Raw genomic sequence first — 16,566 nt, 5'->3', positions numbered from 1 at the left:
CGTTGTGAACACGATTCGAGTCCGGGCGTGTCGAGCCGGGCGGTGACCGCGCTTCGGGATGCCGTGCGGCCGTGCGGGGATCATCCGTCGGCCGGGAGCCTTAGAGGAAGACGGACCGGCCGGATGGGCAAGCGACACAGCCCGATCAGGCTGTGCCGCTGTGGTTCACCGTGAACTCGTGCGAATCTAGGTGCGGGTGCGCTGGAGGCCGCGGGCTTCCATTTCCCGCGCCCGGCGCTGTGCGACGGCGGCTTCCTGCTCCCGGGCCTTGACCGCTTCGGCCGCCGACTGCGCCTGCCCGACCTCGAGCAGCATGCGGACCGCGGCCAGCTCCGGCGCGATACCCATGCGAGAAAGGTGCTGGGCCAGCGCGGTTCGGCGCTCCACCGAGTCGTAGCGGACCAGGTTCTTGTTCATGGCGGCCTGCGTGGCGGCCATGCGCGTGGCCTCGGCCTGCGCGGCGAACCTGTCCTTCTCGAGGGATACGCCCTTGTCCAGCGGCGGCTTCTCGATCATGCGCGCCAGTTCGAGGTTGCGCGGATCCTTCGCCTTGGAATCCGCGGCTTCCCGGAGCTGGAGCTCACGGGCCTCTTTGTGCCGGGCTTCGGTGACTTTGACGCGCGCTTCCGCTTCTTTCTGGCCACGTTCCCGGGTGCGCAGCGCGACAAGCGTCGCGAGCTGCAACATTTGCCTCATCATCGCCGCGGTCTGGGCGCCGATGTCGTCGAGTTCCTCGGCCATTGCCTGCTCCCCGATGCTGCAGTGATCACTATGGATGATTGTGGTGCTTCGTCTCGAACATCGCCACACGAACGGTGATTCGGCTAGCTATGTCCCGCCTGCGAACGTGACACCGGGAGTGCTGGGAGGCGCTGGGGGCTCGGTCCGTTGGGGGTTGCCCGGTGGGCCTTACTACGCCGCTTCGTACTCCGTTCTACGAGATTACCAGCGAAAACTCGGATACCACCGTACGCGCGAGTCGCGATACAGCATATATCGCACAATTCCGGCATCTCAGCGAAAACTCAGGATTTTCTTTGGTTAGGGAACCCTTACGCAGGAGGTTCCGTGGAGGTATGCGGTTGCTTTTCGCGAAAAACGAACGGCCCCGGTGCTACACGAGCATCGGGGCCGAAAAACCATGCTGGTCAGTCGATTCGGACCGACTGGATGGTTACGTCCTGGGCGGGCTTGCCATCCGGCGCGCCGCCCGCGACACCGGCCTTGGCGATCTTGTCGAGGGTGGCCAGGCCGCCCTCGTCGATGGTGCCGAAAATCGTGTACTGGGGCGGCAACTGCGAGTCGCCGTACACCAGGAAGAACTGGCTGCCGTTGGTGCCGCGGCCGTCCGTCTGATCCGGGCCGGCGTTGGCCATGGCCAGCACGCCGCGCTTGTAACCCACCGGCATCTGCGCCGCGGGATCGGCGGCGTCGTACTGATCGCTCGGGTACTCGTTGTCGAACTGGTAGCCCGGGCCGCCCATGCCGGTGGCCGACGGATCGCCGCACTGCAGCACCTGCAGGCCCGCACCGGTCGTCATGCGGTGGCACTGGGTGCTGGCGAAGAAGTTCTGCTTGGCCAGGCTCACGAAGCTGTTGACCGTGCACGGCGATTCGGCGGCGTTCAGCGTCACGCCGATCGCACCCTGGTTGGTCTCCAGGGTGGCCTTGGGATTGGTCGTGGTGGAGATGTCCGCCGCGCCCGGCTTCTCGACCGGCTTGGCGGCCGGGCTCTGCGCGTTGCGGTAGTCACAGCTGACCGTGGCGGGCTTGGCCTTGGCGACCGGGAGCGGCGCGGCCGAGGAGAGCGAGGCGTCCGGGGTCTCGGAGGTCGCGGTCGTGCTCGCGTTGTCGTCGCCGCGGTTCCAGAGGTACAGGCCGACACCCGCTGCGATCACGACCACGACGCCCAGGGCGGAGGCGGCGATCGTCATCTGCTTCTGCTTGCGTGCCCGCGAGGCGCGGTTCGCCAGCTGGCGCTCCAGCTTCCGTTTCGCCGCAGCGCGTCGCTGTTCATTGCTCGGCACTAGCTAGTCCCTCCGTATCGGTTGCTTCCGGCATAAGAGTGTGCCATCACTTCCTGAGACGCTCCCTTATAACCGGTGCACACTAACCGGTTGGACTTGGATAAGCACCATGGGGAAAACTGGACGGCGTGACCAAGACCAGCAGCTTCCGTGCCCCGAAGGGGGTACCCGACTATCTGCCCCCCACCTCCGCGGAGTTCGTCGCCGTGCGCGACGCACTGATCCACACCGCGCGACTGGCGGGATACGGGCACATAGAGCTGCCGATCTTCGAGGAAACCGCGTTGTTCGCGCGCGGCGTCGGCGAGTCCACCGACGTGGTCTCCAAGGAGATGTGGACCTTCGCCGACCGCAACGGTGAGAGCTTCACCCTGCGCCCCGAAGGCACCGCCGGCGTCATGCGCGCGGTCATCCAGCACGGGCTCGACCGGGGCCAGCTCCCTGTCAAACTGGCCTACGCCGGGCCGTTCTTCCGCTACGAGCGACCGCAGAAGGGCCGCTACCGGCAGTTGCAGCAGGTTGGCCTGGAGGCCATCGGCGTCGATGATCCGGCGCTGGACGCCGAGGTCATCGCCATCGCCGACCGCGGTTTCCGCTCGCTCGGACTCGACGGGTTCCGGCTCGAGCTCACCTCCCTCGGTGACGACAGCTGCCGCCCGCAGTACCGGGAACTGTTGCAGGACTTCCTGTTCAAGCTCCCGTTGGACGAGGAGACCCGCCGCCGGGCCGAGATCAATCCGCTGCGCGTGCTCGACGACAAGCGGCCCGAGGTCAAGGAGATGACCGCGGGCGCGCCGCTGATGATCGATCACCTGTCCGAGTCCGCGAAAGCGCACTTCGACCAGGTGCTCGGGCACCTCGACGCGCTCGGCGTGCCGTACGTGGTCAATCCGCGCATGGTCCGCGGCCTGGACTACTACACCAAGACCACCTTCGAATTCGTGCACGACGGGCTCGGCGCGCAGTCCGGCATCGGCGGCGGCGGTCGGTACGACGGGCTCATGGCCGAGCTCGGCGGGCAGCCGCTCTCGGGCATCGGCTTCGGCATCGGCGTGGACCGCACGGTGCTCGCGCTCGAGGCCGAGGGCAAGTCCGCCACCGACGGCACCCGCATCGACGTCTTCGGCGTGCCGCTCGGCGACGTGGCCAAGCAGCGGCTGGTCGTGCTGGCCGGCGACCTCCGGGCCGCCGGGATTCGCACCGACATCGCCTACGGCGGTCGCGGGGTCAAGGGTGCGATGAAGGCCGCGGACAAGTCCGGGGCGCGCTTCGCGCTGGTGCTCGGTGAGCGCGAGGTCGCCGAGAACGAGCTGGGCCTGAAGGATCTGAGCAACGGTGAGCAGCGGCAGATCGCCCTGGACGACGCCGTGGCCCAGATCGCCGCGGCTCTCGCGGGGGAGTAGGCGCAGATCCAAGGACAGACCGCGCCCCGGACTTCGAGTCCGGGGCGCGGTGTCGTTTCCGGGAGCGACGTGCGCGCGGCAACGGGTGCGGCCGGTCGGCTGCCGTCGTGGTGCTTCGGTGCCGTGGTGCCTAGGTGCCGCGCTGTGACCTGGAGTCGGGGCAGTCACCGGGCGGCTTCTCTCGTGCATTCGCTAGGGCCGAAATCGCGGGGCCGCAGCGGCGTTCGGTACGCGGTGAGCCGTTGTGCCCCGAGCCCCCGGTGAGCTGCCGGACAATGGATTCGGAAGTCGGGCACGCCGGGCGAGAGTCCTGGTAGCGTCCCGGCGGTGCGTGGCAGCCGCGGCGCGCCTGATGCACTTGGACGAATGCGCAACTGTGACTGACAAATCGACATCCGGGGCCGCCGCCGAGGTCGGCCTCGATCTCGTGGCGCCCGAGCTGCTCGCGCCGGCGCTCCGGCGGCTCACCCTGGCCGCGCTGGGCGTGGGCATCGGGATGGGGTTGCTGACCGCGCTGTGGGTGAGCTGGCCGGTGGCCGTGGCCATCGGGCTGGTGCTGGGCGCACCCACCGCGCTCTACGCGATGGCGGTGCAGCGCAAGCGGATATCGCTGTCCGGCACCGTGATTCGCGCCCGCACCTGGCACGGCGAACACAGCGTCGACCTCGCCGCCGCGACCGGCACCGAGATCCTGGTGTACCCCGGCAAGATCAGCCGGGTACTGCTGCGGGTGACCTCGAAGGGTGACACCCGCACGGTGCCGCTGGCCATCTACACCGATTCCGGCAGCGGCCGCGAACTACACATCCTGGGCCTGCGCAAACTCGCCGACGCACTGGCCACCTGCCCCCTGGCGGCCGCCCTCGCGGTCTCCGAGCTCCTCGTGCACCAGCTGCGCGCCGAGGCCCGCGACGCCAACGCGGAGGAGCGCCCGCTCTATCGGGCGATGAAGATGGTCCGCTCGCGCGATGTCGTCCCGATGGTCGTCCTGTCCGACGCCGATATCTCCGAACTCACCCGCTGAGCGCGGTCGCGCTTCCGGTCGCGCCGCGCGCTGCTCGAGCCCGTGGGCGGCGTGGAACGGGCTGCTCGTGAGCGGCGTGCGCACACGGGTTGGGATGGCTTGGCGCGCAGCGTACTTCGGAAATTGTGGCTCACAGTGGCGCAGGGAACCGAGGAACCGGGCCGGGGCGGCGGAATCAGCGCGACTGGTCGGAATTCCACAGCGACCCGAATTCCCGGTGGCCCAGGAGATCCGCGACGCGCAGCAGCGGGGCGGCGTAGCCGGGGATCGCGCGCGGATCGTGCAGCTGGGCGTTCGGTACATAGGTGAGCAGGTCGGTCCCGGCCAGACTCCACAGCGGGACCGCGCCCGCCACGTGCGCCTCGATCAGGTGCGGCCCCACCATGGCCTTGGCGTAGGCCGGATCGCCCGCGTCGATGCGGAAGGTGCAGTCGAACAACGGGTTTCCGGTCGCGGTCTTCCGATCGCCGAACAGGGCCCGGCCGAGTAGCGACCACATGCCCTGGGCGCGCACCTCGAGCGGCGGGTACTGCCGGTCGAGGTGCACCACCGTCACCACGTAGCGATGGGTGGTGGTGTCGGTGACGGTGGAATCGCCGCTGGAGCGGGTGTGACTGGTCTGGTACGAGTACTCCGCGACCGTCACCCAGTGGCCGCCGAGGCGGCCGACGAGGCTGATGTCGATGCCGTGCCGGTGCCCGCCGGGCAGCCGGTCGGTCCACGGCGCGTCGCTCCGGTGATACACCCGCCATCCGGCCGCGGCCGCCCAGTGATACAGGCGGTCGACGCGTTCGCGCTCGGCCCGGGCCGAACTCGCCGCCGCCAGCATCATCAAGCCGACGAATCCCACCACGATCAGTACGCAGAGCCACCCCATCGAAAACACCTCCCCGGTCGGCCGCGCCGTGGAGCGCGGTCGCGTGAATGATCTTGCGGGTGGCTTAACGCGGAGCGTGGCAAACGGTTGGAATCGGCTGTGGCCGGGATAAACATGCAGGTGGTGAGCTTGATCGAGGCGGATGGCCCGGTGTCTGGTTGATCACTTCCGGGCTCACGGCCGGGGCTTTCCTGGTGTGAGCGGGGATAGGGTGAAAACGGATATCTCGACTATGCGAGGAGTTCGTGGTGAGCGAGCAAGGTCGTTCGGAACCCGTAACCGTCACCGTCACCGGCGCCGCCGGGCAGATCGCCTACGGGCTGCTGTTCCGCATCGCGTCCGGGGCGCTGCTGGGCGAGCGGACACCGATCCGGCTGCGACTGCTCGAGATACCGGCCGCGGTCTCCTCCCTCGAGGGTGTGGCCATGGAACTCGAGGACGGGGCGTTCCCGCTGCTGGCCGGCATCGACATCGCCGACGACCCGTGGGTGGGCTTCGACGGGGCGAACATCGCGATCCTGGTCGGCTCGCGACCGCGCACCGCGGGTATGGAACGCGCGGACCTGCTCGCGGCCAACGGCCCGATCTTCACCGATCAGGGCGCGGCCATCAACGCCAACGCCGCGGACGACGTGAAGGTGCTGGTGGTCGGCAACCCGGCCAACACCAACGCCTACATCGCCATGAGCAACGCGCCCGACGTACCCGCCGAACGCTTCACCGCGCTGACCCGGCTCGACCACAACCGCGCCATCGCGCAGGTCGCCCAGCGCACCGGCGCGGCCGCCGCCGACATCGAGCGAATCGCCATCTGGGGCAACCACTCCGCCACGCAGTATCCGGACCTGAGCTACGCCACGGTGGGCGGCAAGCCCGCCCTCGAGCTCATCGACGACCGGAACTGGGTGGAGAACGACTTCATTCCCACCGTGCAGCAGCGCGGCACCGCGATCATCAAGGCGCGCGGCGCGTCCTCGGCGGCGAGTGCGGCCAGCGCCGCCATCGATCACGTGCACGACTGGGTGCTGGGCACCGGGCCCGGCGAGTGGGTCTCGATGGCCGTGCCCTCGGACGGGTCGTACGGGGTGCCGCGCGGGTTGATCAGTTCGTTCCCGGTCACCTGCGCGAACGGTGAACACAGCATCGTGCAGGGGCTCGAGATCGACGACTTCTCGCGCGCCCGAATCGATCTGAGCGTGGCGGAGTTGGCGGCCGAGCGCGACGCGGTGATCGAACTCGGCTTCGCCAAGCACTCCTGAGTCGCGAGCGGGCCGACTCCGAGGGGGACTCCGGTCGATCTCGCGCCGAGCCCGGAGGGCCGTGCGGGGGCGTTGAACCCTCCTCGCGTGATCGACTTCGAACGCACATCGCGTGCGCTCCCGCTGGGGGAGCGCACGCGAATCGTATTCCGGCCCTTGCCTACCGGGTGCGAGCCCTCAGCTGTTGAGCTTGCCGATGATCTTCTCGCCGTACCACTTGATCTTGACGATCTTCTCGTCGAGCGTCTCGGTGTCGTGCTCCTTGGCGTAGGAGTTGCGGAAGCCGACGATCGCGTCGGTGATGCCCTTGTCCTCCATGCGCTTCACGCCGTCGACCGAGTACGCGTCCATCGAGGCCGCGTGGATCTCGAACTCACCGGGATTGTCGCGCTCGCTGCGCAATTCGTTGATGCGCGCCAGGTACCGATCCAGATCCTCGGGCTTGCCGCCCGCGTGCATCCAGCCGTCGGTCAGGCGCACCGCGCGCCGCAGCGCCGCGTCGCTGTGCCCGCCCACCAGAATCGGCAGCGGCTCGGTCGGGGCCGGGGTCATCTTGATCTTCTGGATGTCGTAGAACTCGCCGTGGTACTCGAAGTACTCGCCGGTCGACAGGCCCTTGAGGATCTCGATGCACTCGTCCAGGCGCTTGCCGCGCTTCTCGAACGGCACGCCCATGATGTCGAAGTCCTCGGGCCACGGGCTGATGCCCACGCCCAGCGCGAAACGGTTGTTGCTCAGGCGTGCGAGCGAACTCGCCTGCTTGGCCACCAGCACCGGCGGGCGAATGGGCAGCTTGAGCACGAAGGGGGTCAGGCGCAGGGTGGTGGTGGCTGCCGCGATGGCCGCCGAGAGGACGAACGTCTCGATGAAGGGCTTGTCCTCGAGGAACTCGCGATTGCCGTCGGCGTTGTACGGGTACTTGGAGTCGGACTCCGCCGGGTAGGCGATGCTGTCCGCGACGGTGATGCTGTGGAACCCGGCCTCCTCGGCGGCCCGCGCCAGGGGGATGTAGTAATCCGGGTTGGTCATCGCCTCCGCGTAGGTGAAGCGCATCGGGATCGTCCTCTCGACGGTGAGCAAGTACGAAAACTAGAACAGATTCTAGTTTGTAGCCGTGATGCTAGCGGGGGTTCGAGCGCACTGGCCAGTAGTCGGCGAGATCGGGGCGAATTGCCGCCGATCGGCCCGAAGTGCCTGATCCGTTGTAGCGCACCCGGCTGGTGACCGGGGCGGGCGGTCCCGATAGCCGAGATCGGCAGCGGGGTGGGTTGCGGCAGTAATCTGAACCTTGTTCTAATCGCAGGCATGACCATTGCCATCACCGGATCCGGGTCGGGCATCGGAGCGGCCACCGCCGCCGTGCTCACCGCGGCGGGCCACGACGTCATCGGCATCGACCTGCGCAACGCCGACATCACCGCCGATCTGACCGATCCGGCCGCCCGGGCCGCGGCCGTCGACGCGGTGCTCGAACGCTCGGGCGGCGCGCTGAGCGGACTCGTGCTCTGCGCGGGCGTCGGCCCGCACGTTCCGAACCCCGAGCTCGTGGTCGAGATCAACTATCGCGCCACCGTCGCCTTCCTGGACGCGCTGCTCCCGGCGCTGCGCAAGGGCGAATCGGCTGCGGCGGTGGTGGTTTCGTCGGTCGCCTCGACCCACATCCAGTGGGCCGACAACCCGATCAACAAGGGGACCGAGGCCGAAGCCTTCGCCGAGGCGGGCGATTTCGCGGGCCAGTACGCCTACGCCTCGTCCAAGAACGCGGTGACCGTGGCCGTGCGCGAACGCGCGCCCGAGTGGGGAGCGGCGGGTGTGCGCCTGAACACCGTGGCCCCCGGCGGCGTCGACACCCCGCTGCTGCGCGCCGGCATGGACGACCCGCGCTACGGCGAGGCCATTCGCAACTTCATTCCGCCGATCGGGCGCAACGGAACTCCCGATGAGATAGCGTCCCTGATCGCGTACCTGCTCGGCCCGCAGGCCGGTTTCATCCACGGCGCTCAGTTCGTCATCGACGGCGGGATCGACGCCCAGGTTCGCCCCACAGCGGTCTGATCCACCCGCCGGTCACGCACCGGCCCCCGTACGGTGTCGGAGCCCGCGAGGTGTACAAATCGCGTTCCGCCTCCACGATGCCGCGGTCCCGGAGCAGCTACTCCGACGGCCGCGGCATCACCTTTCGGCGGGGCCGGCCTCGTGGCGCGGCACCATGATCGGCGATGCACGGCAGTCGATCCGGCGTGGCCCGGGTGGTTCCGGCCGGCGTGGCTCGGCAGCTCGATCGGCGCCGCCGGGTTCTACGGCGTCCCGGCGGTCGAATCCGGGCGGTGGGGTCGTCGTGGCAGCGTGGCTGGGCGGTTCGATCGAGGCGGCCGGGCTGTGCGGCGCCGGGCAGTCGATCCGGCGCGGTCGGGCAAAGCGGTGCGGTGCGGCTCGGCAGTCCGATCGGCGCGGGACGTATCTCGCCGTCGATTCGATTGCGTGGCAACGTACCTGGCCCCACCGTGGTGCCCACCCGCACCCAGCTGCCGGCCGTGCCGGCCGATGTGCGGCTCACGCCGCCCGCTCGAGTAGTTTCTCGCTGCCCGAACCCGCTCGAATGATGCGCCGAGTGGTGCTGGGCCGGTGCTCAGGCCTCGTCGCTCTGGTCGGGTGCGGCCTGTTCGTCCAATTCGCCGATGACACTCGGCGTCGCCGCGCCCAGATCGCCGGTGAGTTCGCTTTCGCCGGAAACGTTTTCGTAGGGCTGCACCGCGCGCGCGTGGTCCTGATCCGCGCCGCCCCGGTTCGCGGCCGCCGCGGCGGGGGAGCCTATGAAGCCCGGGGAACCGGGTCCGGCCGTGCCGGGCGCACCGGAGCCGCCCGCGCCCACGGGAGCGCCCGCGCCCGCGCCGGGACTGCCGCCGGGAATCGAGGAGCCGGGAGCGCCCGGCGTGGACGGGATTCCACCGCCGCTACCCAGCCCGCCGCCCGCGCCGAGACCGCCGCCGCTACCCAGCCCGCTGCCACCACCCGGCCCGCCGCCTGCGCTGAGACCGCCGCCACCGGCTCCGCCGCTACCCAGGGCCGCTGCCCTGGTGTCCGGATCGGTGGGCGTACCCGGCTCACTCACACCCGGATCGGTGCTCGCCGGATTCAGGCTGCCCTCGAGGAGTTGCTTGGCCTGCTCCAGAATCGGCTGACCGACGTTCTGCGCCAGCGACTTCGCCACCGCCGCGGGGTCGGGACCGCTGCCCGGTCCGAGCAGCTCGCCGACCATCCCGTTGACCTGCGCGGTGTAGCCCGCGAGCTCGCCGCGGGTGAGGTTGACGACCGTGATCGCCGAGGCGAGATGCTCGGTGGCCGAGGCGATCAGCGCGGTTTGCGCGGGCGGGGCGAGGATCACCGGCGCAAGGGCCGTGGCCTGGGCGCCGAAGGACTGCGCGATCGCGGTGAGTTGGACATTGCCGCGCTGCACCACCGCCGCGGCCTGCTCGGTCACCGCGGACAGATCGACACCGCGCTGCGCTGTCTCCCGCCCGCGCGCCTGGGCCTGCTGACTTGCCGCCTGTGCGCTGTCGGACGCCTTGCCGTCCCACGCCGATTCGACGGTCTCGAATGCGCCCTTGCCCACCTGCACGGCGGTCTCGATGAGCTGGGAGCCCTGACTCAGCAGGGTGGCCGGGTTCAGCCCGCCCAGCACGCCGGTGCCGAAGCTGCTGATCAGCTCCAGGAACGGTGCGAACAACGCGTCCAGTCCGGGGATCGCGGGCAGCGCCAGGCCCTTCATGAGATCGCCGATCGGGTCCGCGGGCAGCGGCGGCAGGACCGGCAGGTTCGCGGCCGCGTCGCTCAGTGCGGCCTGGGCGGCATCGAGGGCGGCGGGGATGCCGTTCACGGCGCTCTGCGCGCCCGACAGCAGGCTCTGCGCGTCGCCGAGGGCGTGCTGCGCACCGGAGAGCACGCCGGTGGCGGCATCGACGCCGGGAGCCGCGGCGTCGCCGAGCGTGGCCGCGTCCCGGGGGTCCGGACCCTGCCCGCCGCCGGAGCCGAGCGGCGGACCGCCGGTCAGCGGTGCGTCCTCCGGCTCGATCTCTTTGCGGGACAACAGGAATGCGGGTGCTTCGAATGGGGCGATGCCGTCGGGGAGCTGCCCCAGCCGCAGGTCCGGCAGGCCGCCGAATACGACCGCGCCACCGTCGCCGGAGTCGGTCGGGTCGTCGGCGAGATCTCCGGCCGGGGCCGCCGCGCCGATCACGCCGTCTTCGAGGGGGCTCACGCCGGATCGCCGATCGCGCCCGCGATCGAGTCCAGTCCGCCGGTGAACGATTCGTCGGCGACGTCATAGGTGGCGGCCGAGCCGAAGGCGGCCTGCCCCAGGTGCGCGAACCGGCTCGACAGCGAGGCGATGTCCTTGTCGTGCAGCAGTTCGGCGACCGCGAAGCCGGCCAGGAAGTCGGCCCCGATGAGTCCGAAGACCGGGGTCATGGCGGCGACGTGGGTTACCGTGTCCAGGCCGCCGGTCGCGGCGATATCGGCGGCGACGCCGTCCTGGGCCGTGGCAAAGGCTCGAACCGCGCCGGTATCGACAGAGAGATCGGCCATCGGTGCCCCCCAATCGTCATGGACATGCGCGTGTGAATATAACGCGTCGAGCGTCCAGCTCGGCGGGTCGGATGAACCTCGCGCACCCGCGAGCGTCTACCACGTTGGGTACGCGAGCGTCTCTCGATCGGGTCCCGGCCGTTCTTGCAAATTAGAACAAGTTCTATATTCTTCATCACATGAAGGTCGCAGTCACCGGCGCCGCCGGGTTCCTTGGCACCAATTTGCTTCGCCTGCTTACCGATCGCGGTCACGAGGTCACCGCCATCGACCGTGTCAAGCCCGCCGGACCGGCCGTCCCGGGTGTCACCTGGGTCAGCGGCGACGTGCTCGATCCCGCGTCCATGCGCACCACGCTGGAGGGTGCGGAGGTCGTCTACCACCTGGTCGCGCTCATCACCCTCGCGCACAAGAACGATCTCGCCTGGCGGGTCAACACCGAGGGTGTGCGCGTGGTCGCCGAGGCCGCGCTCGAGGTCGGTGCGCGCCGCATGGTGCACACCAGCTCGATCCACGCGTTCAACCAGTACACCTGCGGCGGCACCATCAACGAGCGTTCGCCGCGGTCGATCGATCCCGATCTGCCGGTCTACGACCGCTCCAAGTTCCAGGGCGAGGTCGAGCTGCGCAAGGTCATCGATCAGGGCTTGGACGCTGTCGTCTGCAACCCGACCGGTGTGTACGGCCCGGTCGACAACACCGATTCGCGCATCAACAAGACGCTGTGGGACGCCGCGCGCGGCCGCGTGCCCGTCATGATCAGCGGCGGCTTCGACCTGGTCGACGTGCGCGACGTGGCCAACGGCCTCATCCTGGCCGGAGAGCGCGGCAAGACCGGTGAGAACTACCTGCTCGGCGGGCATTTCACCAACATGTTCGACGCCACCCGCCTGGCCGCCGAGGTCAACGGGAAGCTCAAGCCCGCCTTCGCCATTCCGGCCAAGTTCATCAACGCGCTGATGCCGGTGCTCGAGCCCGCCGCCAAGGCCGTGGGCAGCGACCGCATCTCGAAGGCGGCCATGGGCGCGCTGCTGTCGGCGCCGGTCGTGGAACACGACAAGGCGAGCACCGATCTCGGCTACCGGCCACGCCCGGCGGAGGAGACGATTCGCGACCTCGTGGCCTTCTACAACGGGCAGAACTTCAAGACGGTCACCCAGAAGATCGCTTGACACCAGGTAGAACAAATGTTCGACTTGTGTGGTGCGGTGGCAGAGCCAGACCCTCGAGGCCGATGACGGCGCGCTGCCCGGGCTCGAACGCGCGGGCTTCGTACGCAGCGTACAAACCCCGGAGTTCGAAGGCATCACTTTTCACGAAGTGCTCTGCAAGAGCGCGCTGAACAAGATGCCCGAGGGCGGCACGCTGCCGTTCAACTGGACGGTCAACCCCATGCGGGGTTGTACCCACGCCTGCCGCTACTGCTTCGCCCGCCCCACCCACGAATACCTGGACCTGGACGCGGGCGAGGACTTCGATCGCCAGATCGTGGTCAAGACCAACATCGCGGCGATCCTGCGCCGGGAAGTGCACAAGCGCTCCTGGCGTCGGGAAGTCGTTGCGCTGGGGACCAATACGGATCCGTATCAGCGCGCGGAGGGTCGCTACCGGCTGATGCCGGGCATCATCGGCGCGCTCACCGAATCCGGCACCGGGTTCTCCATTCTCACCAAAGGCACACTGCTGCGCCGGGATCTGCCGCTGCTCACCCAGGCGGCGCGTCAGGTTCCGGTGCATCTGGCCGTGTCCATCGCCATGCTCGATCCGGAACTGAGCGAAGCGCTCGAACCGGGAACACCGTCGCCGCGCGCGCGGCTCGAGCTCGTGCGCGCCCTGGCCGATGCCGGGTTCGCGGTGAATGTCATGGTGGCGCCGATCATTCCGTGCCTCACCGACGGCCGGTCGCAACTGGACGAGCTCTTCGCCGCCATCGCCGAGGCCGGGGCCGCGAGCGCGGTCGCCTTTCCCATGCATCTGCGCGGAAGCACCCGCGGCTGGTTCCTCACCTGGCTCGCCGAACAGCACCCGGCGCTCATCCGGCGCTATCGACAGCTGTATGGTCGCGGGACTTCAGTGACACCGGAGTACTCCGCGTGGTTGCGCGGCCGGATCGATCCGTTGCTGGACAAGCATGGTTTGAACCGCGAACGGCAGGCCGAGCCTCTCGAGCGTGCCGCCGAATCGCATACGCCCGACCCGCAGCTGGCACTGTTCGCCTGACGCCGGCCGCGAAATCTCGACGTTTCACCGCTGTTTTCGCGGGTGTGTCGCGAATATAGCGGAGTAGTTTGGCGTTGGTACCTCTCACGGACGAGGAAGTGATGCAGGCGCATGGGTTCCCAGCATGACGAATCGGTGACAGCGGCCCGAAACGGCGCTGCCGCAGAGAAATTGGAAAAGGTTGTAATTCGCTTCGCCGGCGATTCCGGTGACGGTATGCAGCTCACCGGTGATCGATTCACCCATGAGGCAGCCGCTTTCGGAAATGATCTTGCTACGCAGCCGAACTTCCCGGCCGAGATCCGCGCGCCCCAGGGCACGCTGCCGGGTGTCTCGTCGTTCCAGATCCAGATCGCCGACTACGACATCCTCACCGCCGGTGACCAGCCCGATGTGCTGGTGGCGATGAATCCCGCGGCTCTGAAGGCGAATCTGGAGGAGCTGGCGCGCGGGGCCACGCTCATCGTAAATACGGACGAATTCACCAAACGTAATCTTTCGAAGGTCGGCTACGCCGGTGATCCACTCGCCGACGGGACGCTGTCCGATTTCGTGGTGCATCAGGTGCCCATGACTTCGCTGACGCTGGCCGCCACCGAACCGACCGGTGTGGGCAAGAAAGACGGTCAGCGCGCGAAGAATATGTTCGCGCTGGGATTGCTGTCCTGGATGTACGGCCGTCCGCTCGGCGGCACCGAACAGTTCCTCCGGGAGAAATTCGGGTCCAAACCCGAAGTGGCAGAAGCGAATATTCTCGCATTCCGGGCGGGATGGAATTATGGCGAAACCACCGAGGCCTTCGCCACCACCTACGAGGTCGCCCGCGCGACGCTGCCCGCCGGGACCTACCGGCAGATCACCGGCAATACCGCCCTGGCCTACGGCCTGGTGACCGCCGGTCAGCTGTCCGGGCTGCCGGTGTTCCTGGGCACCTACCCGATCACCCCGGCCTCGGACATCCTGCACGAGTTGAGCAGGCACAAGAACTTCGGCGTCACCACCTTCCAGGCCGAGGACGAGATCGCCGGAATCGGTGCGGCCCTGGGCGCTTCGATCGGCGGGGCGCTGGGCGTGACGAGTACCTCCGGTCCCGGCCTGGCGCTCAAGAGCGAGGCCATCGGCCTGGCGGTCATGACAGAGCTGCCGCTGCTCATCATCGATGTGCAGCGCGGCGGTCCGTCCACCGGCCTGCCCACCAAGACCGAGCAGGCCGATCTGCTGCAGGCGCTCTACGGCCGCAACGGCGAGTCGCCGGTGCCGGTCCTGGCCCCGCGCTCACCCGCGGACTGTTTCGACGCGGCGGTGGAGGCGGCGCGGATCGCCATCACCTATCGCACGCCGGTCCTGCTGCTCTCGGACGGGTCCATCGCCAACGGGTCCGAGCCGTGGGCGATTCCGCAGGTCGGCGACCTCGCGCCCATCGACCCGGCGTTCGAGCCCGAGGGTTCGGACGACGACGGCTTCCAGCCGTACGCGCGCGATCCCGAGACACTGGCCCGGCCGCTGGCCGTCCCCGGTACGAAGGGACGCGCACATCGCATCGGCGGCCTCGAAAAGGCCGACGGCAGCGGCAATATCTCCTACGAGCCCGCCAATCACGAACTGATGGTGCGCCTGCGCCAGGCCAAGGTCGACGGCATCACGGTGCCCGACATCGAGGTCGAGGATCCCAGCGGCCGGGCCGAACTGCTGCTGATCGGCTGGGGCAGCTCGTACGGTCCCATCGGCGAGGCGTGCCGGCGGGCGCGGCGGCGAGGCGTGCCGGTGGCCCAGGCGCACCTGCGGCACCTGAATCCCTTCCCCGCCAATCTCGGAGCCGTGCTGGGTCGCTACCGCACGGTGGTCGCGCCCGAGATGAACGGCGGCCAGCTCGCCATGCTGCTGCGCGCCCGCTATCTGGTGGATGTGCAGCCGTGGACCAAGGTCGCCGGGACGGCGTTCTCCGCACAGGAACTGGTCGGGGTGATCGACGCGGCACTGGACGGCTCCATCACGGAGATGGAGCAGAGCAAGGCCTTCGCGGCACGGGCGCGGGCCACCTACCGCACGCCAGGGGGTAACTCATGACCATCCTCGAAAATCCGCTCGTCGGAACGGATCTGGGGCTGACCGGACTGTCCGGGGTGCCGCACGCCGAGGGTCCGCAGAAGGCCAAGGACTACACCACCGATCAGGAGGTGCGCTGGTGCCCCGGCTGCGGTGACTATGTCATCCTGGCCACCGTGCGCGGGTTCCTGGCCGAACTCGGGCTGAAGCGCGAGAATCTGATGTTCGTCTCCGGTATCGGGTGCTCGAGCCGGTTCCCGTACTACCTGGAGGCGTACGGGATCCACTCGATCCACGGCCGTGCCCCCGCGATCGCCACCGGCCTGGCCGTCACCCGTCCGGACCTCTCGGTCTGGGTGGTCACCGGGGACGGCGACGCGCTGTCGATCGGCGGCAACCACCTCATCCACGCGCTGCGCCGCAACGTGAACATGACGATCCTGCTGTTCAACAACCGGATCTACGGGCTCACCAAGGGCCAGTACTCGCCGACGTCGGAGACCGGCAAGGTCACCAAGTCCACGCCCATGGGCTCGATCGACCACCCGTTCAACACGCTGTCGGTGGCCCTGGGCGCCGAGGCGACCTTCGCCGCACGGGCGCTGGATTCGGATCGGGCGGGGCTGACCGAGGTGCTGCGTGCCGCCGCCGAACATCGGGGGACCGCGTTCGTGGAGATCCTGCAGGACTGCCCGATCTTCAACGACGGGTCCTTCGACATCCTGCGCAAGGAGAACGCGGAGTCGCATCTCATCCGCCTGCGCCACGGCGAGCCGATCCGGTTCGGAGCGGACAACGAGATGGCGGTGGTGCGCAGCGGTTTCGGGCTGAAGGTGGTGCCCGCGACGTCGGTTTCCGAGTCCGAGATCGTGGTTCACGACGCGTACACCGACAACCCCGAGTACGCGTACGCGCTGTCCCGGCTGTCGGATCAGGACATGACGCGGGTGGTCACCGGGGTTTTCCGCGCCGCGTCACGACCGACCTACGACGACGGCGTCCGCGGGCAGCTGGCCGCCGCTGTCGAGCAGAAGCCGATGACTGATTCGACGCTGCAGAGCCTGCTGACGGGCCGCGAAACCTGGACGGTGACTTAGCCTTCGGCAGTCCGGCAGGTTGCGCGGTA

Annotated in this window: 14 protein-coding genes; 8 read left to right on the top strand and 6 right to left on the bottom strand. The window is 68.7% G+C overall.

The window, feature by feature from the left end:
* Window positions 1–186: 186 nt before the first annotated feature.
* Window positions 187–741, bottom strand: coding sequence for a hypothetical protein (locus tag ABZ319_RS14645; protein ID WP_354986889.1), 555 nt, complete (start codon window positions 739–741; stop codon window positions 187–189).
* Between the two features lie 407 nt (window positions 742–1,148).
* The gene (locus ABZ319_RS14640) at window positions 1,149–2,027 is read right to left on the bottom strand and encodes a peptidylprolyl isomerase (protein WP_354986888.1); all 879 of its coding nucleotides are present in this window, start codon (window positions 2,025–2,027) and stop codon (window positions 1,149–1,151) included.
* A gap of 128 nt (window positions 2,028–2,155) precedes the next feature.
* On the opposite strand from ABZ319_RS14640, the gene hisS reads away from it, so the two are divergent.
* Both hisS and ABZ319_RS14630 read left to right on the top strand, forming a co-directional pair.
* Window positions 2,156–3,430 (top strand): histidine--tRNA ligase, encoded by a 1,275-nt coding sequence (gene hisS, locus ABZ319_RS14635; protein WP_354986887.1) that lies wholly within the window; start codon window positions 2,156–2,158, stop codon window positions 3,428–3,430.
* Between the two features lie 376 nt (window positions 3,431–3,806).
* Window positions 3,807–4,454, top strand: a complete 648-nt coding sequence (locus ABZ319_RS14630) for a hypothetical protein (RefSeq protein ID WP_354986886.1) — start codon at window positions 3,807–3,809, stop codon at window positions 4,452–4,454.
* Between the two features lie 175 nt (window positions 4,455–4,629).
* Here ABZ319_RS14630 and ABZ319_RS14625 read toward each other — a convergent pair whose 3' ends face one another.
* Window positions 4,630–5,331, bottom strand: coding sequence for a hypothetical protein (locus tag ABZ319_RS14625; protein ID WP_354986885.1), 702 nt, complete (start codon window positions 5,329–5,331; stop codon window positions 4,630–4,632).
* 248 nt (window positions 5,332–5,579) lie between these two features.
* Here ABZ319_RS14625 and ABZ319_RS14620 point away from each other — a divergent pair, with 248 nt between their 5' ends.
* The gene (locus tag ABZ319_RS14620) at window positions 5,580–6,590 is read left to right on the top strand and encodes a malate dehydrogenase (RefSeq protein WP_354986884.1); all 1,011 of its coding nucleotides are present in this window, start codon (window positions 5,580–5,582) and stop codon (window positions 6,588–6,590) included.
* A 177-nt stretch (window positions 6,591–6,767) separates the two neighbouring features.
* Here ABZ319_RS14620 and ABZ319_RS14615 read toward each other — a convergent pair whose 3' ends face one another.
* Window positions 6,768–7,643 carry a TIGR03619 family F420-dependent LLM class oxidoreductase gene (locus ABZ319_RS14615; protein WP_354986883.1) on the bottom strand — a complete coding sequence of 292 codons (876 nt, stop codon included), beginning with the start codon at window positions 7,641–7,643 and terminating at the stop codon, window positions 6,768–6,770.
* Window positions 7,644–7,895: 252 nt separating this feature from the next.
* Between ABZ319_RS14615 and ABZ319_RS14610 the strand changes: the two genes are divergently transcribed.
* Entirely contained in the window at window positions 7,896–8,645 is a 750-nt protein-coding gene (locus ABZ319_RS14610) for an SDR family oxidoreductase (protein WP_354986882.1), read from the top strand.
* A 574-nt stretch (window positions 8,646–9,219) separates the two neighbouring features.
* On the opposite strand, the gene ABZ319_RS14605 is transcribed toward ABZ319_RS14610, so the two are convergent.
* Together ABZ319_RS14605 and ABZ319_RS14600 are read right to left on the bottom strand one after the other, a co-directional pair.
* A complete protein-coding gene (locus tag ABZ319_RS14605) occupies window positions 9,220–10,848 on the bottom strand; it encodes a hypothetical protein (protein ID WP_354986881.1) in 1,629 nt (542 codons plus the stop codon).
* Entirely contained in the window at window positions 10,845–11,174 is a 330-nt protein-coding gene (locus tag ABZ319_RS14600; RefSeq protein ID WP_354986880.1) for a type VII secretion target, read from the bottom strand. Before ABZ319_RS14600 ends, ABZ319_RS14605 begins: the two co-directional genes overlap by 4 nt.
* A gap of 179 nt (window positions 11,175–11,353) precedes the next feature.
* Between ABZ319_RS14600 and ABZ319_RS14595 the strand changes: the two genes are divergently transcribed.
* From ABZ319_RS14595 to ABZ319_RS14580, 4 genes are all read left to right on the top strand, one after another.
* Window positions 11,354–12,346, top strand: a complete 993-nt coding sequence (locus ABZ319_RS14595; protein ID WP_354986879.1) for an NAD-dependent epimerase/dehydratase family protein — start codon at window positions 11,354–11,356, stop codon at window positions 12,344–12,346.
* A 31-nt stretch (window positions 12,347–12,377) separates the two neighbouring features.
* Entirely contained in the window at window positions 12,378–13,394 is a 1,017-nt protein-coding gene (locus ABZ319_RS14590; RefSeq protein ID WP_354986878.1) for an Rv2578c family radical SAM protein, read from the top strand.
* 111 nt (window positions 13,395–13,505) lie between these two features.
* Window positions 13,506–15,461 (top strand): 2-oxoacid:acceptor oxidoreductase subunit alpha, encoded by a 1,956-nt coding sequence (locus ABZ319_RS14585; RefSeq protein ID WP_354986877.1) that lies wholly within the window; start codon window positions 13,506–13,508, stop codon window positions 15,459–15,461.
* Complete coding sequence (locus ABZ319_RS14580) at window positions 15,458–16,537, top strand: 2-oxoacid:ferredoxin oxidoreductase subunit beta (RefSeq protein WP_354986876.1); 1,080 nt, start codon at window positions 15,458–15,460, stop codon at window positions 16,535–16,537. Before ABZ319_RS14585 ends, ABZ319_RS14580 begins: the two co-directional genes overlap by 4 nt.
* The last annotated feature ends 29 nt before the right edge of the window (window positions 16,538–16,566 follow it).

Origin of the sequence: Nocardia sp. NPDC005978, assembly GCF_040614455.1 — a bacterium.
Classification (GTDB): Bacteria; Actinomycetota; Actinomycetes; order Mycobacteriales; family Mycobacteriaceae; genus Nocardia.
This window is presented reverse-complemented; position numbering and strand designations above follow the sequence as displayed.

Bases quoted from the DNA above. Each gene is read 5' to 3' on its own strand.
- ABZ319_RS14645 (WP_354986889.1), bottom strand. From the start codon at position 741: ATGGCCGAGGAACTCGACGACATCGGCGCCCAGACCGCGGCGATGATG.
- ABZ319_RS14625 (WP_354986885.1), bottom strand. From the start codon at position 5,331: ATGGGGTGGCTCTGCGTACTGATCGTGGTGGGATTCGTCGGCTTGATG.
- ABZ319_RS14615 (WP_354986883.1), bottom strand. From the start codon at position 7,643: ATGCGCTTCACCTACGCGGAGGCGATGACCAACCCGGATTACTACATC.
- ABZ319_RS14610 (WP_354986882.1), top strand. From the start codon at position 7,896: ATGACCATTGCCATCACCGGATCCGGGTCGGGCATCGGAGCGGCCACC.
- ABZ319_RS14600 (WP_354986880.1), bottom strand. From the start codon at position 11,174: ATGGCCGATCTCTCTGTCGATACCGGCGCGGTTCGAGCCTTTGCCACG.
- ABZ319_RS14595 (WP_354986879.1), top strand. From the start codon at position 11,354: ATGAAGGTCGCAGTCACCGGCGCCGCCGGGTTCCTTGGCACCAATTTG.
- ABZ319_RS14585 (WP_354986877.1), top strand. From the start codon at position 13,506: ATGGGTTCCCAGCATGACGAATCGGTGACAGCGGCCCGAAACGGCGCT.
- ABZ319_RS14580 (WP_354986876.1), top strand. From the start codon at position 15,458: ATGACCATCCTCGAAAATCCGCTCGTCGGAACGGATCTGGGGCTGACC.